The sequence below is a fragment of the Pseudomonas sp. PAMC 29040 genome (genome assembly GCF_003994535.1).
Taxonomy (GTDB): domain Bacteria; phylum Pseudomonadota; class Gammaproteobacteria; order Pseudomonadales; family Pseudomonadaceae; genus Aquipseudomonas; species Aquipseudomonas paraversuta.
The window spans coordinates 478,584-502,883 of record NZ_RZAA01000001.1; the positions used below are offsets into that span (position 1 = coordinate 478,584).

The following is a 24,300-nucleotide window of genomic DNA, read 5'->3' on the forward strand; positions in this document are numbered from 1 at the left end:
CGTTTTTCCGCAGGGTCCGTGGGTTGCCAGTGGAGCAGTGGAGCAGTGGAGCAGTGGAGAATTCACGTCCGACTCCTTTAAGTGTCATGCAGATGAATCATACACAGTCAGGAAAATTTCTCACATTAGATGAAATATATATTTATCTTGACGATATATTTTATCGGATCTAGTTTATTGAGCACGCGGTCGGCTACCCATTTCACCGGCCCTTTTCAATTCAGCAAGAGAAACCGTCATGCGCTACGTTCGCTTCCTCAATCAAGGTCAACCTGTCCTGGGTGTCGTCACTACCGAAGGTGTTCGCGTTTTGGGCGCCGAATCCCTCGAGTCCCTCTTGGCCCGCGGCGTGGATCTGACCTCCCATGGTCAGGATGCCAATGGCGCGTTGGTCGAGGTGGCAGAAGATGCCTACCTGCCATTGATGCAGCGTCCGACCAAAATTATTTGCGTCGGTTTGAACTACGCCGACCACACCAAAGAATCCCCTTACGCCCAGCCGACCTACCCGACTCTGTTCCCGCGCTGGAACTCCAGTCTGACTGCTCACAACAAGCCCTTGGTGCGTCCGCGCGTCTCGGACACCCTCGACTACGAAGGTGAAATGGCTGTTGTGTTGAAAAGCGGCGGCCGCCATATCCGCAAGGAAGATGCCCTCGACCACGTTGCCGGCTACGCGCTGTTCAATGAGGGATCGGTCCGTGACTACCAGTTCATTTCGCCACAATGGACGGTCGGCAAAAACTTCGATAACACCGGTGCGTTTGGACCGACCCTGGTGACAGCCGACGAGTTGCCGGCAGGTGGCAAGGGCTTGCTGCTGGAAACCCGAGTCAACGGCAAGGTCGTGCAATCAGCCAACACCAACGACATGCTATTCGACGTGGCCACCATCATCTCGACCCTCAGCGAAGCGGTGACGTTAGAAGCCGGCGACGTGATTGTCAGCGGTACCCCGGCCGGCGTTGGTTTTGGCATGAATCCCAAGGTCTATCTGAAAGCCGGTGATGTGGTCGAAGTATCGATCGAAGGCATTGGCAAGCTGGTCAACCCGGTTGTAGACGAAGCCTGATTACCAATACGGCATCGAATTCAGCGCAGGGCCGCCCTCGCCCCTGCGCTCCACAACAAGAATAATTAAACGGAGGCAATCATGAGCGTGTCCCATGGTGTGCATTCAATCGATCATTACGCGCTGCACGTTCCGTCCCTGAACGAAGCCTGCCAATTCTTTGAAAGCTTCGGTCTAGATGTAGAACGCCAGCCGGACCAACTCCTGCTTCGCGCCGCCGACGGCCATGTTTGGGCGAAAATCCTGCCTTCCTCATCCAAATCTCTGGCCTACCTGAGTTTCAATTGCTATGAACAGGACTTCGTTGTCCTGCGTCAGCAGATCGAAGCTGCTGGCGGGCGCTTAGAGGATCGCCCCGAAGACGGCATCTGGTTCCGTGATCCCGACGGCAACCTATTGCAGGTGAAGGTCGGCGACAAAACCATGCCTGATCAGAAAACCGCCCGCCCTATCTGCAGCACACCTGCCGACAATCGTGGCGCAACGACGCGTGATGGTATGGCAAAGGTTCGTCCTCGCCGCTTGTCCCACGTCCTGTTGTTCACACCGGATGTCCTCGGTGCCCTTCACTTCTATGAACAAGCTCTGGGTCTGAAACTCTCCGATAAGTCGATGGACATCATCGCCTTCAGTCACGCCCCGTACGGCTGTGATCATCACCTAGTGGCGTTCGCCAAGAGCAGCGCCAAGGGCTGGCACCACGCGGCTTGGGAAGTCGACAATATCGATGAAGTCGGCGCCGGCGCTTCACAGATGGCCGCCGCCGGACATGCAAAAGGCTGGGGTACCGGCCGGCATTGCCTGGGCTCGAACTATTTCCATTACGTGCAGGATCCATGGGGTTCGTTCTGCGAGTACTCGGCAGACATGGATTACATCTCCCAAGGAAGCGTATGGCCAGCCGGTGATTACCCACCGGAAAACTCCCTCTACCTGTGGGGGCCGGACGTACCGGACAACTTCATTTTCAATACTGAAGCGGACACCTCGGCCTCGGCCTGAGTCTCCCTGCCCCTCTCCAAAAATCTGACAGGCCTGAATGGTGCGAGTCCTCCCGATCGCGCGCCGGGCCCGGGCGTATCCGGAATTCATGCGCAGTACATGAGGCACAGTTATGAATCAGCACACCACAGTCGACGTCGCCATTGCCGGCTACGGACCCGTAGGCCAGACCCTCGCCATTCTGTTGGGTCAGATGGGTTACTCGGTCGCCGTATTCGAACGCTGGCCAGCGCTTTATCCTTTGCCGCGCGCGGTGTTTTACGACCATGAAATCCGCCGTATTTTCCTGTCCATGGGCCTGGGTGAAGAGCTTGAAAAAATCTCTCAACCCTCGGCACGCTACCAGTGGTTCAACGCGGAATGGAAAGTCCTGGTGGAGATAGACTGGTCAGCCGAATCCATCAGTGACGGGCCGTTCGGTTATCTGTTCAACCAGCCATCGCTGGAAGCCGCGCTGGACCGCAAAGCCAAAAGCATCAGCAATGTGCAGGTCCACCAAGGATGGGAAGCAACGGCGTTGAAGCAGGATGCCAATGGCTGCGACATGCTGCTGACTCGGGTCATTCGCGAAGACGGCAAATTTACCCTCGGTGAGGAGCAGCAACGGGTTCGTGCCCGCTACGTGATTGGCGCCGACGGGGCCAACAGTTTTGTGCGCCAGTCGCTCGGTATCGAGTGGCAGGACCTAGGTTTCGAGGAAGACTGGCTGGTCGTCGATCTAAAGCCCAAACCTGGCGTGCAGCTGGATGTACCAGACATCGGCCAGTGGTGCAATCCCGAGCGTCCAACGACCATGGTGCCCGGCGGACCCGGTTATCGCCGCTGGGAATTCATGCGCCTGCCGCACGAATCCATCGAAGACCTGCAAGATACCGACAAGGTCTGGTCGCTGCTGTCGCGCTGGGTGACGCCGGACACTGCAGACCTGGTGCGCCACGCGGTCTATCAGTTCCGCTCACGCATTGCCTCGAACTGGCACAGCGGTCGGGTGCTGCTGGCCGGCGATGCTGCCCACGTGATGCCGCCGTTCATGGGCCAGGGCATGTGCTCTGGCATTCGCGATGCGTGGAACCTGTCTTGGCGCCTGGATCTGCTGCTACGCGGTCTGGCTGACAACGCCCTGCTGGACAGCTACACCCTGGAGCGCAAACCGCAGATCCGTGCAGTGATCGAAGCGTCGATGGCCATGGGCAAAGTCGTGTGCGTATCGGATCCGGTGAAAGCCGCAGAGCGCGACGCGGCGTATCTAAGCGGCAACGTCGCACCACTGCCGCCATTCCCGGGTTTAACCGAGGGTCTACTGCAGAAGGATGGCCCATTACGCGGCATTCTTGGGGTACACGGTTCGATCGAAATCGGTGGCAAGGTCAGCCGCTACGACGATGTCATCGGACGCAGCTTCCACTTGCTGGTGAGAGGTGACGAGAATCCTTTGGCGGTGCTCGACCCGGAACAGTCGAGATTCATTAGTGACTACAACGTAAAAGTCATTCGGCTCGCGGAAACGGCTGACAGTAGCAAAGGCATCTATCGCGATGTCTCTGGAAAATACCTGCAATTCATGGCCGAGGCCGGACTCAAAGCCCTCATCGTGCGCCCGGACTATTACTGCTACGGCGGTGTCGGGGATCTAAGCGAATTGCCCAAATTACTCAATTCTCTATACGTAACCATACCGAAGGTGCCGCATGATTGATCGTCGAACTCTGTTGGGTGCGGCCATTGCTGCAATTCCTGTGGTGGCGGCCGTCGCTGCGGCCAAGCCTGGCCGCTCGACTTATCGCAAGATCGCGACCGAAGAAGCATTCGCCGTACCGGAGTGGTTTGCCGCGATGGCCGCGATTCCTGCATCCAGCCCTGACAAGTTCGAGGCCGAACTACTGGGAGGCATCCATGCCATTCCCGCGATTCACCAGGGGCTCGCGGATATCGATTACCGGTTGAAAGGAATGGACCAAGCGGGCGTTGACATGCACCTGCTAAGTCTCACCTCTCCTGGTGTTCAATCATTCGACTCAGCCAACGCGGCAAGCATGGCTCGGCTGACTAACGACTACATGGCGGCCGTCATCGCGCGCCACCCCAAACGTTTCGCGGGACTTGCGACAGTTGCACCGCAGGATGTGCCGTCAGCTGTCGCCGAGATCCATCGATCACTTGGAGAGCTCAAGCTCAACGGAATTCTACTCAACAGCTATACCAACGGCGCGTATTTGGACGAACCACAGTTTGAACCTTTGCTGGCTGCAATTGCAGAGCGCGGTGCGCCTCTTTATCTTCATCCCCGAATCCCCGCGCCTGCGATGGTTCAACCCTACAAGGCGCATGGTATGACCAATGCGATTTGGGGGTTTGCCGCCGATACCGGACTGCATGCAATGCGGATGATCATGGGTGGTGTATTCGACCGGCATCCTAATCTGACTGTGGTTCTCGGTCATATGGGAGAGGCCATTCCCTATTGGTTCTGGCGGATCGACAATATGTATAAAAAGGCACGGTCGGCCCCGGGCTCACCCAAGCTTAAAAAACTGCCAAGCGAGTATTTCCGGGACAATTTTTACATCACGACCAGCGGCGTCAACTCTCATGCAAACTTAAAGTTCGCGATTGAGCTTCTAGGCGCAGACAGGATTATGTTCGCCATCGATTATCCTTTCGAATCGTCACTGGAGTCGGTGGATTTTCTGGACACTGCACCTATCACGGACTCGGATCGAGAAAAAATTGCCTACCGTAATGCCGAACGCGTTTTCGGGATAACTCAACGTTAGGCTCGCTTCACGATTTATTGAGACTGCGACTCGTGAATTAAAAGATCGAGTAAAAAAGCCGGGCTAATCACCCGGCTTTGTTTTACGCGGAGATGTATGACGGCACGGGGAATGGCTTAGATCTGAAACCGATTCACCAAATGATTAAGGTTGACCGCCAATCTTGACATGTCACTACACGCACTGGCCGTCTGGCTGACGCCCCCAGAACTCTGTACTGCGAGCTCTCGAATACTGAAGAGATTACGATCCACCTCACGGGCAACGTGTGATTGTTCATCAGAGGCTGTAGCAATCAGAAGATTGCGCTCATTGATCTGAGTAATAGCGGTAGCGAGTGTGTCGGATGCCCGCCATCCATTTAGTTTCGACATTCCTTTCGGCGTCCCGCGGCGTACCCATCTGCAACACCGCGACAATGCCGTTTACAAAAACCAGGAAAATAATCAACGAAAAAAAACAAGCTTGCACGAGGAGCTAAATTGATATTTCTGCTGCGCATACAGTTTTTCCTAGCTTCCAATGTGGATTCAGGTGTCCAGAGCATTCCACTCGAAACAGGCAAGGTTGAGTCATTGCATCCGTCAACCCGGCTGTCGACCAACAGACGAGTTCAATCGACCAGTTGCTGCCACATCAGTGGCAGCACAGGGCGTGATGAACAAAGCGTATGACCGAGCGGCGCTACCCCCTTTAAGTCCTGGGAATGGCACACGACTCTATTTAAAGGGCATCCAACCCTTCTTCATGCGTCGCCTTAAGTTTGATTCTTCTTGGGGCCGTTTCCTTTAGCATTGATGCGACTGACAAACCTGCAATGACTCCCCCCATCGCCAGATACAGCGTGTTCTGAATGCCGTAGTTCTGGGCGATGAAACCTGCCAGCGCCGGGGCGATTCCTCCACCGAATACCTCGCCGATCCCCACGACCAATCCCGTCGCCGTCGACACCAAATGGGCAGGTACAGCCTCACTGGTAATCGGTCCAATGTTCATGCAGATCAGGCTGAAGTTAAAAAAGGTAATGGCGAACAACAGTAAGAACAGCTTTAACGGCTCAGGGCCGGTGTGTATCAACAACCACAACGCGACACCGGTGGCGATGAAGGATCCGATAACCGCAGGTTTTCGCCCAATGTGATCAGATATAGCGGGCACGATTAACTGACCAAAGAACCCGCCTAAACCAATGGCCGACATGATAAAGCCCATCTGTTGCGTGCTTAGCTGAAGATAGTCAATCAAGTAGTTAGGCATCATTACGCTGAGAACAAGCAGACTTGTCAGCATGCAAAACATACCGATGATGCTCAAAACCAGATTTCGATAGCGCAGCGCTTCCACCCAACTGCCCTTAGCCTTGATTGACTCTGCTGCCTCCACTTTTGCCGCATCACCCGGCTCACGCAGGTAACGGTACATCACAAAAGCCATGAGAAAGCCTGGAATTGAGACAATCACAAACACCCAACGCCAGGACGGCACTACGAGCAACAACTGAGTTGCGATGATGGGTGCCAGGCCTAATCCGAGGATTGAAAACAGCGCCTGTTGAATGCCGCAGTTAAGCCCCCGGCGTGTTGGGTGCGAAGCATCCATCGTTGCGGCAATGGAGATTGGCGAGAACGCCCCTTCGGAGATCCCCATTACCCCACGGATGATCAGCAGCGAGACGACTCCCGTTGCCAGACCAGAAAGCCCGGCGAGTAACGAAAACATCAATAGTGAGCCAATCAATACGCCACGGTGCCCGATACGGATAGCCAATGCACCGATAAATACCGAGGTGACTCCCCACGCTATGGACAGGACCGCGGATATATTCCCCTGGTCTTGGTAGTTGAGATTCAGGTCATGCATGATCGTGGGGAAAAGCGGCAAAATAATAAAGCGATCCAACCCCAGCAGTCCAAACCCTAACGCTAGCATTGCAACAGCACAATATTCGTAACGAGCGTCCCAGTTTTTATTATTGATACTCATCGTATGGCTCCTGTTTTTCGCGTGAGTTAGAAGTAGACGAGCGTTTCGACCATGACGCCGAGACGGTCGCGGTCACGACCATTGCCGTAAGGACGATCATGTTCTTTGGGGTCGAACCAGTCGTAACGAAGCTCCGGCCGCAATGACACGTTCTTGTTCACGTCATAACGAAACCCGGTGGTAAGCGCGTTGAAATTGCCCCGTGCTGCGGTCGTTGGAAAAAGGATGAAACCATCTGGATCGCTGAAGTGCTCTCCACGCAGTGACCATGAAATATCCGGCCGGAACTGATAGGTCACGACTGCGTTGGCCCCCCACCAGGTTGCGCCATCAAAACCCGGACCATTGACGACATCGACAGTGGAGGCCTTGCCGTCACCACTCTGATGGCCATAAACAACTTCGGCCCCCATCGACCAGCGCTGATCAAACTGGTGCCAACCGTTCAGCGAGTGCTGCTGTTTGAACTGTCCCGACGGAGAAACAATTCGCGAAGGTGGTGCCTGTACGTCTGAGAAGCTGTCGTTTTGCTCATTGCCGACAATGAACTCGTAGTCGATCCACGTGTTCATGTCAGGCGTACGCCAGCGCAAAGCGCCCATGACCGACTTGTCGTCGTTGTTGTCACGCAAGTTGTTCCAGCCTTGCACCACGCCTGCTTCCACTCCAAAAATGCCAGCATCACCGTTGTACAACCGACTGCTCACGAGCACGCCGGCAACGTCTCCGGGCTCGCTGACAAATGCATAGGTTTTGCTTGCAAAAGGGTTGCGTGCGGCGCGGATATTGGGTGGGATTTCATAACCGAGCGCGGGTCCTAAGACTCCAGCCATAACGCTGAAACCGGGACCGTAAGGAACATAGGCAGTGGCAGCAAAGTTAGGGAATGACAGGAAATAATCCTTGTCGCGCTGCGCCTTGGCGCCATCCAGTTCGTTGACCCCGAGCGTTCGGTCCCAACCATACGTTGCGGCGAACTGGGCGTTGCGCCCGTAGTTGACTTCCGCTGTGAAACCGAATGAGAAATCGTCCGCTTTCGGACCGGGTAATGGAGTAATACGTGAAATGAACGGGCCCTTGATTTGTTTGTCGACGAACAGATGAAGGCTGCCCAACTCCAATCCCTCGTCCGACATACCCGTGATCGGGAAGTTACTGAGGCCATCTTGGCGCTCGCTGTGGTTGGAGCGGTTGTTTCGTGAGTAAGCAATATCCAACAGACTGGATACCGTGATGCCATAGTCCCGCTCCAGTGTTTCACCAAACACACTGCGAAACAGGGTGCCCTCGCCCGGGGCAATATTTTCTTCGGCGTGACAGTCCACAATCGCCAGGGCGGCCAAAACCGCACCAAGCGCTTTCACCTTGACGTTATTCATTTTTCTGTCTCTTGTTCTTATTGTCAGAAACCCACCTTAAAAGGTGGGCTGGAATGCGCTCGCGTTAAAGGTTGGTTGCCTGAAAACTGATCTGGCGCCACACGTCTGCCTGGCGCAACCAAATCTGGGTCGTGATGACGTCCATCTCCCGTCGCTCTCCGGTGGCGCGAAGCTTGATGCTCTGCAAGAGCCGGCCTGTGGCAATTGCAACATCCGCATAAACGCGAACGTCGAGGTTCTTTCTGTCAACGCGAAGAAATTCGATGGCGTCCTGAACCAGCTGCAAGTAGCCAGCCTTATCGTCAATCGTTCCAGTGGCGTGAATGTGCACCAGCCCCTCATCAACCAGTTCGGCCAAAGCCTTCAGGTCGCCAGTTTCCAACGCACGGCAGCGAGCAGTTTCCAGCTCGGTAATGGTATTTATGATGATTTGCTCATCCATGGTTCTCTCCTTATTGGAAATCCGGCGGGCCACCCATCGAATGTGGACGGCCCTGATCGGCGAACATTAGACTTCGGTGCGTACCACGTTTTCGATAAAGCCGAGACCGTCGATTTCGACCCGTACCCGATCCCCTTCGCGCAGCCAGCGGGGCGGTTTGAAGCCCCCGCCGATACCACCGGGCGTGCCGGTAAAAATCACGTCGCCCGGCTCCAGGGTCATGACCTTCGATAGGTACTCGATTTGTTGATAGCAGTCGAAGATGAGCTGATCAGTACCCGAATCCTGGCGTTTTTCATCGTTGACGAAGCAGCGAATACCCAGTTGATGAGGATCATCGATCTCATCGGCGGTTACGATCCAGGGCCCGAATGGCGCATGGGTATCGAATGACTTGCCGAGGATGAATTGCGATGTACGCAACTGCCAGTCACGCACACTCACATCATTGCCAACGCAATAACCGAAGATGGCGTTTTTTGCAGTCTGCGGGGAAAGGTGGCGAGAGCGCTTGCCAACGATGAAGACCATTTCGGCTTCGTAATCGAGGGTTTCTGACACCTTCGGCAAATCCACAGGCGCGTAGGGTCCGTTTGCCGCGGTGTTCATCATGGCGAACCACAACTGATCTGCCGGCATGTCCATACCGGACTCCTCGACGTGATCGGCATAGTTGAGGCCAATGCCCAGAATCTTGCCGGGACGCGGCACGGGTGCCAGCAGCGTAACCGCCTCTATCGGCGTACCGCTAACGGCGCTCGCAGCCAATTCGCCCAGAGGTTTTTGCCAGTTATCCCAATCGGCGATCAAGTCGATCATGGTGCCGGGCGCGGCTTCAAAATGGTCTGCGATAGCGACCACCTGATCTCTGATAACCAGGCCGACAGTAGCGGTGCCAGCCTGGGTCTTGAAGGTACATAATTTCATGGGGCTTACCTGAATTGAGGGCCAAGGCTTTCGCCGGTCGCGCATGTTCCCAGTGCGCACAGTTCGTCATCACTGGCACCTGTATGCCATTTCGCAACCAGCGCGTCGGCATCGAATTCGACGCCGATCGGGTTCTGTTTGAAAATTTCGGACTTGAAGACCGCTGCGGCGTCTGCGGGGTCGGCAAAATTGTCGACCTGCAGTTCGATGTCGTTACCTTCGGGGTCGCGGTAGTAAAGGGACGTGGTGGGGCCGTGGTTGATCGCCCAGGATGGCAGGATGTCGACGCCCTTCAGCCGCTCGTAAGTGCCCAGCAGCTCGGCAATGGTTTGATAGCTGTAGGCAATGTGGTGCACACCCACCATGTTGTCGTTTTTCTTCGGTAATTCCGGCATGTTGAAAAACGCGAGGCGGTGGTGCTCGTCGTCATAGGTGATAAAAGCCAGGACGTCGTCTTCAAACACCAATCGGGCCTGGAACATTTTGCAGTACCACTCGACCATGGACTTGCGGTCGGCACAGCGATAGACCACGTGAGCCATCTTGAACGGCGCGATGCGTTGGGTGTTTGCGTCAAGAGTGGTTGATTGCAGAGCAGTCATGTTCGTTCTCCTTTTTATTGTTGGTCGAGTCAGATCGAAACACGGCGGAAGTCCGCCAACAGCGATACCAGATAAGCGAGAAAACGCCCCGCTTCTGCACCGTCAACGGCACGGTGATCCCACGACAGCGACAAGGGCAGTTGCAGACGCGGTAGAAACGCAGAGCCGTCCCACGACGGCTCGATTGCAGCCTTGCCGACGCCCAGGATCGCCACCTCCGGTGCATTGATGATCGGGGTGAAATGCCCACCGCCAATGCCTCCCAATGACGAGACGGAAAAACACCCGCCGCGCATCTGCTCCGCCCCAAGCTTGCCGCTGCGCGCCAGTTGCGACAGTTCGGCCATCTCGGCGGCGATCGCCGCGATGCCCTTGCGATCGGCATCACGGATCACTGGTACGACGAGACCATTGGGCGTGTCGACGGCGAAACCAATATGGAAATACTGTTTCTGCACGATCTCTTCGCCTTGCAGGCTGACGTTGAACTGCGGGAAGCGTTGCAATGCCGCGACGCTCGCCTTGATCAGAAACGCCAATAAGGTGATCTTCGCGTCACCTTCGCGGGCTTCACGATTGAGCTGAACGCGCAACGCTTCCAGATCGGTGATGTCCGCCTGACTGTGGTTGGTGACGTGGGGGATGGTTACCCAGTTGCGATGCAGATTGGCGCCAGACAGACGCTTGATGCGCGACATCGAGCGACGCTCTGTCGGGCCGAACTTGGAGAAGTCGATCTCCGGCCACGGCAGTACATCAAGCAGGCCACCCTTGCCGGCCGACGACGCCATTTGCTCGCGCTGGGCCTTGACGAACGCCTTGACGTCCTCGCGTTGAATCCGCCCGCGTGGGTCACTGGACTTGACCTGGCTAAGGTCGACACCCAGTTCACGTGCCAGCTTGCGCACCGTGGGACCTGCCAGGGCCATCGAAGCTGGTGATGGCGCAGCAACGGATGGTGCCTCGGCCCGAGCAGGTGCGGATGCAGCAACGGTGATCGTGGACGCGACAACCGCTTCAACGATAGGCACCTCGATAGCGACCGGAGCAGCAGTTACCACGCCTACCGACGCAGATGTTGCGCTTATCGCTGCCTCGGCGTATTCCACGTGAGCAATCAGGCTGCCCTTGGAAACGATGTCGCCTGGCTTGATCAGTACCTCGCGAATCGTGCACTCGATGGTGCTGGGTACATCCATTACCGCCTTGTCGGACTCCAGAGTGATCAGCGATTGCTCGACGGATACGGTATCGCCCGCCTTGATAAATACTTCTATGACCGGCAAATCCTGGAAGTCGCCGATATCAGGAACCATGAGTTGTTGCATTGATCAGTCTCCTTGTTCTCGGATCAGCGATTCCACGGGGCGTCGAGTGCGACGTCGATGGCGTAACGCTCACGGGCTTGCACAGCTTTCTGTGGATCGATGGCTACCAGGGCTGCGACCACAATGTGCTGGCGATCCATTTCGAAGAACCGACGCAGCGCATGACGGGTATCGCTGCGGCCAAACCCATCGGTACCCAAAGCGATGTAAGGGGCCTGTATGTACGGAGCGATCAGGTCGGCGTAGCTGCGCACATAGTCGGTGGCGGCCACGATCGGGCGGTCGCCAGCCAAGCACTGTTGCACATAGCTCTGCTCCTGGTTTTCGCCACCAAACAGCGCTGTGCGCTGCACCTCGCGGGCGTTACGAGCCAACTCAGAGAAACTGGTGACACTCCAGATTTCGCTAGCGATACCCCAGTCCTCGGCAAGCAGATCGGCAGCGGCGATGACCTCGCGCAGGATCGAGCCCGAACCAAGCAGGCGCACTGCAGGTGCAGTGCCCTCTTCACCCCGCTTACCGAAAAGACGCATGCCTTTAATCACTGCGTCGTGGTCGGCGTCGTCCAGTGGGGCTTGGGCGTAGTTTTCGTTGGTCACTGTCAGGTAGTAAAACTCGTCGTGCTGTTCTTCGAGCATGCGCCGGCTGCCGTGGTCGATAATGACGGCCACTTCGCTGGCAAACGCGGGGTCATAGGAGCGACAGTTCGGAACAGTCGAGGCAATCAATTGGCTGGTGCCGTCTTGATGCTGTAGCCCTTCACCGGCCAAGGTAGTGCGGCCTGCCGTGGCGCCGATTAGAAAGCCACGTGCGCGCTGGTCGGCAGCTGCCCAGATAAGATCGCCGATACGCTGAAAACCGAACATCGAGTAATAGATATAGAACGGAAGCATGGCTACGCCGCTGACGCTGTACGAAGTTGCCGCAGCGACCCAGGAAGAAATAGCCCCGGCTTCCGTAATACCTTCCTCAAGAAGCTGGCCGTCGCGGGACTCCTTGTAATAAAGCATCGCGCCCGCATCTTCCGGCTCGTATAACTGGCCCACGGGCGAGTAGATACCGATCTGGCGAAACAGGTTCGCCATGCCAAAGGTCCGGGCTTCGTCTGCCACGATCGGCACGATACGCGGCCCCAGTTCTTTATCCTTGAGCAGGTTGGTAAACAACCTCACCACGGCCGTCGTGGTGGACGTCTCGCGGTCATCAGGCTTGAGCGCGAACTGTGCATAGCTGTCCAGCGCTGGAACCGGCAACGACTCGGCTCGGGTTTGCCGGCGTGGCAAGTAGCCGCCAAGCGCGTTGCGACGTTCATGCAGGTAACGCATTTCCGCGCTGTCATCAGCGGGCTTGTAGAAGCGCATTTCTTCAAGCGCTGCGTCGTCCAGTGGAATCGCGAAACGATCGCGGAACGCTTTCAATGCGTCGATATCAAGTTTCTTTTGCAGATGCGTGGTGTTGCGTGACTCACCCGCAAGGCCCATTCCGTAACCCTTTTTGGTCTTGGCAAGGATGACGGTGGGCTGACCGTTATGCTGCCGGGCTGCGGCAAAAGCGGCATAAAGCTTGCGGAAGTCATGACCGCCGCGGCGTAGGCCATCGATCTCCTGAGGTGTCATGTGCGATACAAGCGCCTGAAGCTCAGGATCCTGATCGAAAAAGTGCTCGAGGTTGTAGGCGCCGTCATTGGCTCCCAGCGTCTGATACTGACCGTCGACGGTAAATGCGAAGCGGCGCAGCAACACATGGTTGTGATCGCGGGCGAACAGGGCATCCCAGTCCGAACCCCAGACCACCTTAATTACGTTCCAGCCTGCCCCACTGAATAGTGATTCGAGTTCCTGAATAATCTGGCCGTTACCCCGCACCGGTCCATCGAGACGCTGCAAATTGCAGTTGACGATGAATGTCAGGTTATCGAGGTTTTCACGTGCAGCGAGCGACAGCGCGGCGATGGATTCCGGCTCATCCATCTCGCCATCGCCGAACACGCCCCAGACATGGCGTTTGGAGGTATCGGAGATACCGCGGTGCTCCAGATATCGCAGGAAACGCGCTTGGTAAATAGAACTGATGGGGCCAATGCCCATGGAGCCCGTCGGGAATTGCCAGAAGTCAGGCATTAGCCATGGATGCGGATAAGAGCACAATCCGCCGCCATCCACTTCCTGACGGTAACGCGCCAACTGTGCTTCATCCAGATGCCCTTCGAGATACGCACGGGCGTAAACACCCGGAGCAGAATGCGGCTGGAAATAAACCAGATCGCCCTTGGACTCCTCATTATCCGCGCGGAAAAAATGGTTGAATCCTATCTCGAAAATCTCCGCTGCCGAGGCATAGCTGGAGATGTGCCCACCCAATTCGCCATACGCTTTATTGGCCCTGGCAACCATCGCCAGGGCGTTCCAGCGAATGATCGACGTCAGACGTTCTTCCATGGCCAGATCGCCTGGGAACGCTGGCTGTTTTTCCAATGCGATGGTGTTCTGGTATTGCGAGTAAGGATGTGCGTTGCGGCGCACCCCCAAATGGCTGGCATGTTCTTCCAGACGGCGGAGCAGGAATTCAACCCGCGAACTACCATCGCTGCGAACCACGCTTTCCAGCGCTTCAAGCCAGTCTTGGGTTTCCTGTTTATCGATATCGCTGTCTGCTGTCACAGACACATCGCGGATATTGGCGGTCATGGCAAAACACTCGATTCACATTCATTAGGCATGAGCGTTCCCGAACACTCCTGATCGAGGAGTAACTCCGTGAGCGATACATGCGCCAGTTTCAGTCTTGGATGGGTTGTTACCAACCGTCGATGCAACCGCTCCATTCCATGCCCGGAGAACGGGCGTGCATCTGGTGGTAGCGGCCGCTGAAGAACAGCAATGGCTTGCGCTGGGCGCCGATGCGCATGTGCTCGATTTCACCGATGTACAACAGGTGATCACCGGCCGGATGTACGTCGACGGTACGCGCAACGAGCTGCACAAGGCTGCCGTCCAGCAGCGGCGTTTCTCCGTGATACATGAATGGCAATTCAGCGCCCTCTTCCGGCCGACCACCGAAGTGACCACTGAGCCAACGCTGGCTCTCGGCAAGGAAGTTGACCCCGTAACGATTACCCTCTTTAACGAACTGGTTGAAGCTGGAGGCATTACGGATTGAGATCAGAATCAACGGCGGGTCCAGCGATACGGACATGAAAGCATTAGCGGTCATGCCGGCCGGTTTGCCATCGGCGGAGAACGTCACCACGGTGACACCGGTGGCGAACTGTCCCATCACTGAGCGCAGGAGTTTGGCGTCCATTGGACAATCCTCAGTAGTGTTCGCGGTTACACCAGCGGGGTGACGGTGTTTTCGACACCGAGCAGTGCCTTGCCGTACAACTCATTACCGACCGCCGGCAGCGCGACGGCGTGGCGAGCAGCGGTATTTGCGTCGCGCCACCAGCGCTGCATCGGGCTGGTTTCGGCGAAACTGCCAGCACCGTGGGCCGACAGCAGGATGTTCAGCGCATCGGTGATCAGTGTGTTGACCAGCCCAACATCTGCCCGTACCCGCGCTCTTGTAACGGCGTCCAACTTGATGCCTAAACGCGAGGCTTCATCTATCTCGTCGGCCGAGCGAAATGCCCGCAAATGCGCGGTATCGATTTTTAGCGCCGCCTCGGCAATCTGCAGCTGGAAGGCGACGGAGTCGGTTTGTTTCTCGTAAGAGGTGTACGTAACCGCTCGCCGCGGTGCATTTTCGATCACGTATTTCAGAGCAGCACGCCCCATACCCAGCATCGGACCATTTAGAATCAGTGATGCGAAAGGAACGAACTGAGCCCGATAAGCCGTTTCATCCTTGAATTCGGTTGCGTATTCGCCTTCGATCGCCGCCCCCATATCGAGCAATCGGTGATTTGGAATAAACACATCATTGGCGACGATGCAGTTACTGCCCGAGGCGCGCATGCCTGCAGTAAACCAAGTGTCTTCAATGGTGAATTCGCTTCTAGGCATTAGCCCAAGAAACTTACCGATGACCACACCGTGAGCGTCACGCTCCTCTACTCCCACCGATGCCCAATCTGCATGCAGGCTGCCCGAAGACGAATACCACTTGCCCGAAATTCGCAGCCCGCCTTCTACACGCTGCGAAGTTGGAGAGGTGGTAAAGACACCGGCTACGCGGGCATCCGGGTTAGCACCAAAAACATCGTTCTGCGCTTGTTCAGTACCCAAGCTCGTGAACCAGGCGCAGACATTGCTCAGGGCCATGACCCAAGCCGTCCCGCCGCATCCTTCGGCAAGCATGGCGGACACTTCCAGATGAGAACGCAACGTGCCCTCATGACCACCCAGACGTTTGGGAACCATCAACCGGAACAGCCCTGCTTCGCGCATGGCCTCAATGTTTTCCTCGGCGGCGCGACGGTTCTGTTCGCTCGCCACGGCATTCTTGCGCAGTAGCGGCTGCAACTCCTCGGCGCGTTTGACCAGCGCTTCCAGGGTAGGTCCTTGAGTATCAATTCTGGCTACGGTTGCTTCTTTCATGACGTTTACCTGCTTTTGTTAATAATGACACTTGTGTCATTAATTTTTTATTGGCGAACGGATTCCCGGCACGAGCTACTTAAGACGCGTTTAAGGAATCTATGGAATGGAGATCAAGCCTGCGCTAGCCGCCCTGGTGCGCTCACGGAGTAGTGGGTGAACGCCGACGGAGAAAAGATAGGGGGGGAAATGGCGCTGCCAATTTGGGGGCGTACGCATAAAGCGGAAACGGGCGAGGCAATTCGGTAGGGAGGATCATAGTCGTCTCCTAATTATTTTTATTGTTCTTGTCATCTGACATTCAATTTACAGACTGAACATGAATGTCATTTCGACAATGGAGTGCAATCTAGATCACTTTGCCCAGCATATGCAAGGGCTACTGAAATATTTTATCTCTCGACAACCGCCAATAAGCGCTGTTAATAATGACACTTTGACACTCTAATGCAGGCGCAATGATGCAACTTACTGACACGCCAGAAAAAATTGATCACCGGATGAAAACAGCGGAGAAGAAACGGCTGCTGATGCGCATGAAATTGCTGGACGCCGCGATGCGCGTATTTGGCCAGACGCCTCGAGTATCACCGGTGATTGATGACGTCATACGGGAGGCGGGCGTTTCGCGCGGTACGTTTTATCGCTACTTCGATACGTTGGATCAGGTGTTGGTTGCTCTCGGCCAAGAGCTCAATAACCAGATGCTCACGGACATCCTCCCGGTCTACGACGTGCTCACGGTGCCGTGGCAGCGATTCGTCGTCGGATTTCGGGTGTATCTGCTTCGCGCTCTGCTGGACCGAAAATGGGCGGGATTCGTATCCCGAGCCGACGCCTGGCCGCATCACGCGATGGTCGCGGACGGCATGACTCGTGACATGGAGAACGGTAAATTGGCCTGCCAGTTCGAATACGGCCGCGCAGATGCGACGACTGATTTTCTGATGGGGGCTTCAGCTCACGGCATTCACGCGCTGATGATGGGCGTCGATCGGCCGCATGAATACATGGACAACCTGGTGAGAATGGCGATCTCCAGCGTGGGTTACGACCATCAAAAAGTTGAAGAAGCGGTCGAGTTTTCGGTGACTTACCTGCAGTCCTGGATGACTGGGAAGCTTGGAATCGCCAGGCCGGTTTGGGCTCTCAATGTCAATTCGAAGGAAGCAAAGGAGTTTTTGGCGCACAGTCGTACGCCGTTCTGAGTGTTTATACGCCCTCTGCCGTGATCCAGACAGCAGAGCTCTGGATCAGTCAATTCGAGAGAGAAAACCTGCCTGACCGCCAACGGATTAATCTCTGAAAACGATTAATTCGTCACATTAATTCATTGGATATTGTCCTGAGGATATTAGAGGCTGATTTCACACCAACAAGAACCACCTCAGGAAACAACATGCAGAACTATCTGGAAGACCGCCTCCAAATCACCGACTTGATGACTGCCTGGATTCATCGCGACCTTGGCCAGTGGGATCAGTTACTCAACGTGGCGCACCCGGACGGAACCATCGAGATCACTTGGTTCAAGGGGTTGTTCAGCGATTTCGTCAAAGGCTCCCAACGCATGGGTACCTCTGATTTCCGAACCAAGCACCTGATCGGCAATCCGGTCGTGACCTTCAACGGCGACAGGGCAATCGTTGAAACTAACGCCGTCATCATCGGCGAAAATCAAAAACTGGATTTGGGATGCGCAGTCCACAACCGTTTCTACGACATGGTCGAGAAGCGCGACGGCAAGTGGAAGATTTTCAAGCGTCAGACCATCTATGACATGGGCACTTTCACCTTCCCTCAAGGGCCGGTAGACGTCGACCGCGATGCAGTTGCGAGCTACCCGAGAGAATATGCGCCATTGGCTTATATGTTGGAAAAAAGTGGTTTCCCTCTGCAAGGGAAGTTCGCCACACGCGGCGACGCGCTTGAACAAAAAATGCGCGCTGATGCCGCTACCTGGCTAGCGCAATAACGGCTGAGTAAAGCGCTATTAGTTTGCTGTAGAGAGGAAACGTTTACCCCCTATTCGCGTGACGAACACCAGTATTACCTAAAAAAAATATAATAAAGGTATCAAAAGTGAACATTAAAATTGACATCTCTGCGATTGTCGAAGGAACGCCCTTGGGTGTTTTTCAGGCCCTCGTATTAGCTCAGTGTTTTCTTTGTATGGTCGTAGATGGCTTTGACATTCAAGCAATGTCATATGCCGCCCCAAGTATCATCGCGCAATGGGGGATCACAGGCGCCAGCCTCGGCCCGGTATTCAGTGCCAGCCTGCTGGGCATGTTGATCGGCTCACTGGCCTTCGGCTCGGTCGCAGATCGAATCGGTCGCAGACCGGTACTGCTAATGGCAACAACGGCGCTGTCGATCCTGATGTTCTTCACCGCAAGGAGCACCGGCGTAACGGAACTGCTCGTACTTCGGCTCCTGACCGGTATCGCGATGGGCGCAATTGTGCCGAACGTCACAGCTTTATCCACCGAATACGCCCCCCGCTACAATCGTGTCATGCTGTTGATGCTTGTTGCCTCGGGGATGCTCGTGGGCGGAATCGCAGGCGGCGCCATCGCCGCCGCCCTGATCCCGCATTACGGTTGGCAGGCCGTGTTCTATGTGGGAAGCATTGCGCCTCTTTGCCTGACCATCCTGATGTACTTCGCGCTGCCGGAATCGTTGCAATGGTGTGTATTGCGTAACCGTCACCTTGATCGGGTACGCCGCACCCTGACTCAAATTCTGCCTGGCTTCAACCCGGACATTCCGAGCACTCTGGTCGTTGCCGAGCCAGCTCGGACAGGGCGTCGTCTGCCACAGTTGTTTACCGAAGGCAAGCTTATCGGCACGCTGCTGCTGTGGCTGATCAACTTCATGAACATGCTCTGCGTATATTTCCTGGCGTCATGGACTCCCGTTCTCATGAGCGGCGCGGGACATAGCCCTGCCCAGTCGGTGCTCGCGGGTACCTCGATGTGGGTAGGTGGCCTGGCAGGCAGTTGGTTGCTCGGTTGGTTCGTAGACCGACGCGGATTCGCTGCTGTGCTGGTCCCGTCATTTACTTTGGCTGCGTTGGCCATTGTCTTGTTTAGCCGATGCTACGGCTCGATCGATCTGGCTTACCTTGCGCTCGCGTTGATTGGCTTTGGGATACTCGGTGGTCAATCCGCCGTCAATGCCATGGCCGCGACGTTCTATCCAACCACGTTGCGCGGAACCGGTACGGGATGGGCGATGGGACTTGGCCGACTGGGAGGGATTTGCGGCCCTTTCATAGGCGCGACACTGATGCAGCTGCAATGGTCGACAACCGACCTGCTGGTTATCACCGTCGTACCAGCAAGCATCACCGTATTTGCACTTTTGGGGTTCTGGAAGTTGCACAAAATGCCGGCGCAGCCAGCAATCATCTGACCAGCGTTATCAACTCACTTACCAAGTGTTATCGCCGCGCTGCAGCCGCCGCACGGCTGCCTCCCCACAAAAATAAGAGAAACGATTCATGCCCTCCATCAACGTCAAAGCGTCTGGTGCGCTGATTGCTGCATTGATTTCGAGTAACTGCGTGGCCGCGGGCACAACCGAGCCCCTTGCCGAAGGTACGGCATTCCGAAGCGTCTTTGGAGACTCGCTTGAACGCGACTATGGAATTACCATCTCCGGCTTGTTGGACGTCGGACTTTCACTGAATAACAATTCATCCAGCAAGGATCGTGAATCTGGGCTGACGAACTCGCCGTTGACGGGAATTTCCGATGAAGGATTCGAGCTCGAAGGCTTGCACCTGTTTGTCGACAAGTCCATCAAGACCACTGAGTTTCTCCGGGTTACACCGTTGCCAGGCCCGGCTCCCACCGAGGCGTCTTTCGGTTTCACCATGGAAACCTTTTATGGTCGAAACGCACAGAATAGCCGTCTCTATGGCTGGGACACGCATTGGGGCATCAACTCCCCTGGGGACGACGATGCAGATAAGGCTCGTCGAGATAAACAAAACTTCCTGTCTACCCCGAACCTCGCTGCCACGGCTTATCTCCCGTATGCGGGTGGGTTCACCTTGATGGCGGGTATTTTTGGTTCAGGGATAGGGTACGAAATTCCGGCGAACGTCAAAGTGGCTCGTAATCCATTCGCCACTCATTCCTATGCCATGATTGCAGAAGCAGGGTCTATGGCAGGGGTCATGGCCGGTACGCGGCTGATCGCCAATAAAGACATGCTGCTAGGGGTCGAGTTCGGCGTGGTCCAGGGACAAGGTAACCTGCGTGACAACAACGACGAAAAATCAGTGATCGGTGCCGTACGCTGGCGCACGGCCGACATGAATACCTGGATTGATTACGAGTTCATGCTCGGTGACTCACAAAATGACAGTTTCAAGGATGTGCAAACGCCAAAGGGGCGCATCACCTCCCCAGATGGTCAGTTCAAGCAATTCCATTCGTTGAATGGCTGGCACAAATTCGATCAAAACTGGTCCATGGGTGCGGAGGTACTTTACGGGCGTCAAGATGGCGACGGCAAACCAACGACCATCGACGTGATTACAGGACCAGGCTTCAACGGCGCAAGTTGGTGGGGTGCTAACGCAGTGGTGACCTATCAGATCCGCAAAGACTTGTCGTTTTCGAACCGCGTGGAGCACTTTGACGATAAAGACGGCTACATCCAGTTTCCCGCCTCTACCGCTCGAGGCTCCTACAATGCAGTCACCACAGGATTTCGCTATGACGTCAATAAATACCTGGTGCTGCGTCCTGAGTTACGCTACGACTGGTTCGATGCCCGCGAGCATGATCGTCCATACGGCTCGGGTGATTCACGTAACCAATTGACAGGAACCGTTGAGGCGCTGTTTTACTTCTAGGTACTGAAAACAAAGGGGCCGGCTTGATCAACCCCACGACCGTTTGCAAATGATGAGGTTCTGCTATGGAGTTGCGCCACCTTCGTTACTTTCTTGCCGTTGCGCAAGAAGGCCACTTCGGTCGCGCCGCCGAACGCCTGAATATCGTCCAGTCCGCATTGAGCGTACAAATCAAAGCGTTGGAAGACGAACTTGGCGGACCTTTGTTTATCCGGACTACGCGCAAAGTCACCCTAACCCAGGCGGGTGAGGTACTCAAGCGCGAGGCTCAGCACACTGTCGATCAGGCCGAACACGCGCGCCGGGCGGTAAAGCGCTCACTCAGTGGAGGCTCCGGCATTGTTCGGGTTGGATTCGCCGGCAACGCGGTGTTCAGCGGAAGATTGATGGAGGATGTCCGCGCCTTCCATGCCGAGCACAGCGACGTCGAAATTCAATTGCAGGAAATGGCACCGCTGCTGCAGGGAGAGGCAATCCTCTCGGGCCGCCTGGATGTGGGGTATACATCGGGACACAGCATCAATAATACCAATGACTCGATTTTACAAAAGACATGCGTCGGAGAGTACCCGGTGATCGCAGCGATGAGCAGCGACCACATGCTTGTTCCTCACGGGCATCTGACCCCCACCTTGCTGATCAACCACCCCTTGATTCTCTACACCGCCGATGATCGCTATAAAACCCTTGAGCCTGCCTTGGAAAGGGCAATGGGGTGTGAGCCGTTCATTGCTTATCGAGTGGCCAGCACCCTAACGGTATTGGCGCTCGCGGCCTCAGGTCTTGGCGTGGCGTTAGTTCCTGCCCCGCTGATGCAGGTGCAAATTCCCGGACTCGTTTATAGACCCTTCGTTTCCAATGAGCTGAATGCCAATTTGTTTGTGCTGAGCCGCAATGCAGAAACTACCGGGGCAGTAAAAGCCTTTCTGGATATCACTCTGCGCGCAAAAATCTGATTTCCAGGCCTTCCGAGAGGCAGGCTAAGGCTCGATCACTTCCAGCCGCTCGTAGATATCTATCAATATCTCCTTGAGCATGTCCCGCTTCTCTTGGGACAAATGCGCGATCGCCACATCTTCGAAATGCTTGGCCATCGGCATGAGCTCCTCAATCATCGTCTCGCCCCTGCTCGTCAGTTTGATCTCAACGCTGCGCGCGTTATTTTCCATGCGACTGCGCGATAGCAATTCCAGCTTTTCCATTGAGCCAACCAGACGCGACAGCGTCGAAATTTCGATGCTCGTCATACCCGCCAAATCATTGAGACGTTGATTCCCCGCCTCTCTCAAAGCCGTCATGACACGGTACATCGGCACCGTAACGCCATAACTCGCGATGCGTCGGGCGAACAAATCACCGAGTCGTACGCCGACACGGTTGAGCAAAAAGGGATACGAATCGGTGAGTTTGAACACTGCATAGGCCTCATGGTAGACCCGTCGCACTATACCAAAAATCCCACAAATATTTCTTTGACAACATTTGCGTTTGCAAATATTGTTGTTGCAACAGAGCTCTCCAAAAAGAATAAAGGAGTCATCATGGAAGCCACCGTTGCCCCAAGCCCCGTCGAACTATCGTTCCGTAGCGCAATGCGTCGCTACGCCTCCAGCGTAACCATCGTGACCGCCTCCGATCATGACCGTCGACACGGCATGACGATGACCGCCGTCAGCTCGCTGTCGATGTCCCCTCCTTCGATGATCATTTGCGTCAACCAGTCGACGCTCCTGAACGACATCCTGCACGCTGGCCGAGAATTCTGCGTCAACGTGCTACGCCACGATCAGGCTGATCTGTGCAGCGCCTTCAGTGGTGGCGTCCCGGCTCACGAACGTTTCACCGATCAGCATTGGCAGAACTGCAAGGACGGGCTCCCCTACTTGCGCGATGCCCAGTCCGTCATCGTCTGCAAAAAAGCAGCGGCCATTCCTTACGCCACTCACACGATTTTCATTGGCACTGTCGTGGACGTTTTCCTCGAAAACGACGTAAAGCCTCTGCTTTACCGCAATGCCGCGTTCTGTTGAGCCCTAATTCAAAGCAGCCAGACGAGACGGTTTGAAAAACCGACGACGCGTTGTTTCTCCAGCCCACCCCGGGAGCCGCCCATGGACACTATCGAATATCCAACTCAACCCACATCCCTTTGTCACCCGCACCGTCCCAAGCTCAGCGAGCTGCAGGCTCGCGTCGCCGAATTGTCCCCCGTCTTCGCTGCGAGAGCAGGCCAGATCGAAACTGATCGACGCGTCTCGATGGACAATATCGAAGCCTTGCGTGCTATCGGCTACTTCGATGTCGTAAAGCCAAAAGCCTTTGGCGGTTACGAGTTCGACTTTTCCGCACTGGTCGAGTTGAACATCGGTTTGGCGAAAAGCTGTGCATCCACGGCTTGGGTTGCAGGACTACTCGCCGCGCACCAGTGGCTGCTGGCAACCTTTCCTGAACAAGCACAAAAGGATGTTTGGGACGACAATCCGGACGCCCTCGTTTGCGGTTCCTATGCGCCGGTTTGCAAGGCAGAGGCCGCTGAAGGTGGCTATCGAATCAGCGGGCGCTGGAGTTTCGCCAGTGGCAGCGACTGCGCCCAATGGGCCATTTGCGCGGCCATTCTGCCGGAGGAGGAAAGCCGCCCTGCAGGGCCCGCGTTTTTGCTGGTACCGGCCCATGAATACATCATCGAAGACACGTGGAATGTAGTAGGACTCGGCGGTACCGGCAGTAAGACGCTAGTCATGGAAAACGTCCTGGTACCGGCCCATCGTGTGCTGACCTTTGCCGATATGAGCAACGGACAAGGGCCTGGCGCCAGCCTGTATGCGGCAAATCACACCTTCAAGATGCCCATGCTTTGCAACATTCCTTCCTGCCTCGCTTCCGTCGCGATCGGGGCTGCCAAAGGCGCCCTCGAGGATTATCTGGAACGCACCGCCACTCGCGTTACGCGGGGGGCTGTCGCCGGTGGTCAAAACCGCATGGCGGAATTCCCCACCGTTCAGTTGCGGGTAGCCGACGCCCAGGCAAGTTGCACCGCAGCACACCGCACATTGATCGCCGACCTCAAAGCACGCGAAGCAACGATCAAAAGCGGTGAAACCATTTCCACCAAGGAACGCATCGAGAGCCGGCTCGGACAGGCATTTTCCGTAGCGCTGGCAGTCCGTGCCACTGAAGCCCTGAATGCTTCCACAGGTGGCCAGGGGCTGGATATCTCACATCCTGTTCAACGCGCATGGCGCGACGTAAACGCAGTGTCTCGTCACATCAGCATGAACTGGGACGCGGTCGGAACCATGTATGGACAACTGGCGCTGGGCCTGGAGCCCAAAGGTCAATATTGATTGCTTGCACGCTTGCGCTCACACATCGAACAACAACCA

The 24,300-nt window shown here is 55.7% G+C and carries 21 protein-coding genes and 1 pseudogene; 11 read left to right on the top strand and 11 right to left on the bottom strand.

Annotated elements, in window-relative coordinates:
* The first annotated feature begins 238 nt into the window (after window positions 1-238).
* The 4 genes from WG29040_RS02090 (at window position 239) to WG29040_RS02105 (ending at window position 4,848) form a co-directional block, all read left to right on the top strand.
* Entirely contained in the window at window positions 239-1,072 is an 834-nt protein-coding gene (locus WG29040_RS02090; RefSeq protein ID WP_127195550.1) for a fumarylacetoacetate hydrolase family protein, read from the top strand.
* A gap of 81 nt (window positions 1,073-1,153) precedes the next feature.
* Window positions 1,154-2,074, top strand: coding sequence for a VOC family protein (locus WG29040_RS02095; RefSeq protein WP_127195551.1), 921 nt, complete (start codon window positions 1,154-1,156; stop codon window positions 2,072-2,074).
* A gap of 112 nt (window positions 2,075-2,186) precedes the next feature.
* On the top strand, window positions 2,187-3,770 hold the full coding sequence (locus tag WG29040_RS02100; protein ID WP_127195552.1) for a bifunctional 3-(3-hydroxy-phenyl)propionate/3-hydroxycinnamic acid hydroxylase: 1,584 nt from the start codon (window positions 2,187-2,189) through the stop codon (window positions 3,768-3,770).
* Window positions 3,763-4,848 (top strand): amidohydrolase family protein, encoded by a 1,086-nt coding sequence (locus WG29040_RS02105; RefSeq protein WP_127195553.1) that lies wholly within the window; start codon window positions 3,763-3,765, stop codon window positions 4,846-4,848. The genes WG29040_RS02100 and WG29040_RS02105 overlap by 8 nt, the downstream gene beginning before the upstream one ends.
* A 116-nt stretch (window positions 4,849-4,964) precedes the next feature.
* Here WG29040_RS02105 and WG29040_RS24485 read toward each other — a convergent pair.
* The 10 genes and pseudogenes from WG29040_RS24485 to WG29040_RS02155 all read right to left on the bottom strand — a co-directional run.
* A pseudogene (locus WG29040_RS24485) lies at window positions 4,965-5,192 on the bottom strand (methyl-accepting chemotaxis protein); the annotation flags it as partial.
* Between the two features lie 379 nt (window positions 5,193-5,571).
* A complete protein-coding gene (locus tag WG29040_RS02115) occupies window positions 5,572-6,831 on the bottom strand; it encodes an MFS transporter (protein ID WP_127195554.1) in 1,260 nt (419 codons plus the stop codon).
* Between the two features lie 26 nt (window positions 6,832-6,857).
* A complete protein-coding gene (locus WG29040_RS02120; protein ID WP_127195555.1) occupies window positions 6,858-8,210 on the bottom strand; it encodes an outer membrane beta-barrel protein in 1,353 nt (450 codons plus the stop codon).
* A 64-nt stretch (window positions 8,211-8,274) separates the two neighbouring features.
* The gene (locus WG29040_RS02125; protein WP_127195556.1) at window positions 8,275-8,652 is read right to left on the bottom strand and encodes a nuclear transport factor 2 family protein; all 378 of its coding nucleotides are present in this window, start codon (window positions 8,650-8,652) and stop codon (window positions 8,275-8,277) included.
* Between the two features lie 66 nt (window positions 8,653-8,718).
* On the bottom strand, window positions 8,719-9,579 hold the full coding sequence (locus WG29040_RS02130) for a fumarylacetoacetate hydrolase family protein (RefSeq protein WP_127195557.1): 861 nt from the start codon (window positions 9,577-9,579) through the stop codon (window positions 8,719-8,721).
* Window positions 9,580-9,584: 5 nt separating this feature from the next.
* Window positions 9,585-10,181, bottom strand: a complete 597-nt coding sequence (locus WG29040_RS02135; RefSeq protein ID WP_127195558.1) for a VOC family protein — start codon at window positions 10,179-10,181, stop codon at window positions 9,585-9,587.
* Window positions 10,182-10,210: 29 nt separating this feature from the next.
* Window positions 10,211-11,509, bottom strand: coding sequence for a 2-oxo acid dehydrogenase subunit E2 (locus WG29040_RS02140; RefSeq protein ID WP_127195559.1), 1,299 nt, complete (start codon window positions 11,507-11,509; stop codon window positions 10,211-10,213).
* 23 nt (window positions 11,510-11,532) lie between these two features.
* Window positions 11,533-14,196 carry an alpha-ketoglutarate dehydrogenase gene (gene mdeB, locus WG29040_RS02145; protein WP_127195560.1) on the bottom strand — a complete coding sequence of 888 codons (2,664 nt, stop codon included), beginning with the start codon at window positions 14,194-14,196 and terminating at the stop codon, window positions 11,533-11,535.
* Between the two features lie 109 nt (window positions 14,197-14,305).
* Entirely contained in the window at window positions 14,306-14,812 is a 507-nt protein-coding gene (locus WG29040_RS02150; protein ID WP_127195561.1) for a flavin reductase family protein, read from the bottom strand.
* 26 nt (window positions 14,813-14,838) lie between these two features.
* The gene (locus tag WG29040_RS02155) at window positions 14,839-16,047 is read right to left on the bottom strand and encodes an acyl-CoA dehydrogenase family protein (protein WP_127195562.1); all 1,209 of its coding nucleotides are present in this window, start codon (window positions 16,045-16,047) and stop codon (window positions 14,839-14,841) included.
* Between the two features lie 461 nt (window positions 16,048-16,508).
* Between WG29040_RS02155 and WG29040_RS02160 the strand changes: the two genes are divergently transcribed.
* From WG29040_RS02160 to WG29040_RS02180, 5 genes are all read left to right on the top strand, one after another.
* Complete coding sequence (locus WG29040_RS02160) at window positions 16,509-17,255, top strand: TetR/AcrR family transcriptional regulator (protein ID WP_256681507.1); 747 nt, start codon at window positions 16,509-16,511, stop codon at window positions 17,253-17,255.
* 191 nt (window positions 17,256-17,446) lie between these two features.
* On the top strand, window positions 17,447-18,022 hold the full coding sequence (locus WG29040_RS02165) for a nuclear transport factor 2 family protein (protein WP_127195564.1): 576 nt from the start codon (window positions 17,447-17,449) through the stop codon (window positions 18,020-18,022).
* Between the two features lie 107 nt (window positions 18,023-18,129).
* A complete protein-coding gene (locus tag WG29040_RS02170) occupies window positions 18,130-19,464 on the top strand; it encodes an MFS transporter (RefSeq protein WP_127195565.1) in 1,335 nt (444 codons plus the stop codon).
* Between the two features lie 88 nt (window positions 19,465-19,552).
* Window positions 19,553-20,917 (top strand): outer membrane beta-barrel protein, encoded by a 1,365-nt coding sequence (locus WG29040_RS02175; RefSeq protein ID WP_127195566.1) that lies wholly within the window; start codon window positions 19,553-19,555, stop codon window positions 20,915-20,917.
* 65 nt (window positions 20,918-20,982) lie between these two features.
* Complete coding sequence (locus WG29040_RS02180; RefSeq protein ID WP_127195567.1) at window positions 20,983-21,873, top strand: LysR substrate-binding domain-containing protein; 891 nt, start codon at window positions 20,983-20,985, stop codon at window positions 21,871-21,873.
* 24 nt (window positions 21,874-21,897) lie between these two features.
* Here WG29040_RS02180 and WG29040_RS02185 read toward each other — a convergent pair whose 3' ends face one another.
* A complete protein-coding gene (locus WG29040_RS02185; protein WP_127195568.1) occupies window positions 21,898-22,332 on the bottom strand; it encodes a MarR family winged helix-turn-helix transcriptional regulator in 435 nt (144 codons plus the stop codon).
* Window positions 22,333-22,458: 126 nt separating this feature from the next.
* Here WG29040_RS02185 and WG29040_RS02190 point away from each other — a divergent pair, with 126 nt between their 5' ends.
* Together WG29040_RS02190 and WG29040_RS02195 are read left to right on the top strand one after the other, a co-directional pair.
* Complete coding sequence (locus WG29040_RS02190) at window positions 22,459-22,947, top strand: flavin reductase family protein (protein ID WP_218565501.1); 489 nt, start codon at window positions 22,459-22,461, stop codon at window positions 22,945-22,947.
* An 81-nt stretch (window positions 22,948-23,028) separates the two neighbouring features.
* Window positions 23,029-24,261 (top strand): acyl-CoA dehydrogenase family protein, encoded by a 1,233-nt coding sequence (locus WG29040_RS02195; RefSeq protein ID WP_127195569.1) that lies wholly within the window; start codon window positions 23,029-23,031, stop codon window positions 24,259-24,261.
* Window positions 24,262-24,300 lie beyond the last annotated feature (39 nt).

Bases quoted from the DNA above. Each gene is read 5' to 3' on its own strand.
- WG29040_RS02090 (WP_127195550.1), top strand. From the start codon at position 239: ATGCGCTACGTTCGCTTCCTCAATCAAGGTCAACCTGTCCTGGGTGTC.
- WG29040_RS02095 (WP_127195551.1), top strand. From the start codon at position 1,154: ATGAGCGTGTCCCATGGTGTGCATTCAATCGATCATTACGCGCTGCAC.
- WG29040_RS02100 (WP_127195552.1), top strand. From the start codon at position 2,187: ATGAATCAGCACACCACAGTCGACGTCGCCATTGCCGGCTACGGACCC.
- WG29040_RS02105 (WP_127195553.1), top strand. From the start codon at position 3,763: ATGATTGATCGTCGAACTCTGTTGGGTGCGGCCATTGCTGCAATTCCT.
- WG29040_RS02115 (WP_127195554.1), bottom strand. From the start codon at position 6,831: ATGAGTATCAATAATAAAAACTGGGACGCTCGTTACGAATATTGTGCT.
- WG29040_RS02120 (WP_127195555.1), bottom strand. From the start codon at position 8,210: ATGAATAACGTCAAGGTGAAAGCGCTTGGTGCGGTTTTGGCCGCCCTG.
- WG29040_RS02125 (WP_127195556.1), bottom strand. From the start codon at position 8,652: ATGGATGAGCAAATCATCATAAATACCATTACCGAGCTGGAAACTGCT.
- WG29040_RS02130 (WP_127195557.1), bottom strand. From the start codon at position 9,579: ATGAAATTATGTACCTTCAAGACCCAGGCTGGCACCGCTACTGTCGGC.
- WG29040_RS02135 (WP_127195558.1), bottom strand. From the start codon at position 10,181: ATGACTGCTCTGCAATCAACCACTCTTGACGCAAACACCCAACGCATC.
- WG29040_RS02140 (WP_127195559.1), bottom strand. From the start codon at position 11,509: ATGCAACAACTCATGGTTCCTGATATCGGCGACTTCCAGGATTTGCCG.
- mdeB (WP_127195560.1), bottom strand. From the start codon at position 14,196: ATGACCGCCAATATCCGCGATGTGTCTGTGACAGCAGACAGCGATATC.
- WG29040_RS02150 (WP_127195561.1), bottom strand. From the start codon at position 14,812: ATGGACGCCAAACTCCTGCGCTCAGTGATGGGACAGTTCGCCACCGGT.
- WG29040_RS02155 (WP_127195562.1), bottom strand. From the start codon at position 16,047: ATGAAAGAAGCAACCGTAGCCAGAATTGATACTCAAGGACCTACCCTG.
- WG29040_RS02160 (WP_256681507.1), top strand. From the start codon at position 16,509: ATGCAACTTACTGACACGCCAGAAAAAATTGATCACCGGATGAAAACA.
- WG29040_RS02165 (WP_127195564.1), top strand. From the start codon at position 17,447: ATGCAGAACTATCTGGAAGACCGCCTCCAAATCACCGACTTGATGACT.
- WG29040_RS02175 (WP_127195566.1), top strand. From the start codon at position 19,553: ATGCCCTCCATCAACGTCAAAGCGTCTGGTGCGCTGATTGCTGCATTG.
- WG29040_RS02180 (WP_127195567.1), top strand. From the start codon at position 20,983: ATGGAGTTGCGCCACCTTCGTTACTTTCTTGCCGTTGCGCAAGAAGGC.
- WG29040_RS02190 (WP_218565501.1), top strand. From the start codon at position 22,459: ATGGAAGCCACCGTTGCCCCAAGCCCCGTCGAACTATCGTTCCGTAGC.
- WG29040_RS02195 (WP_127195569.1), top strand. From the start codon at position 23,029: ATGGACACTATCGAATATCCAACTCAACCCACATCCCTTTGTCACCCG.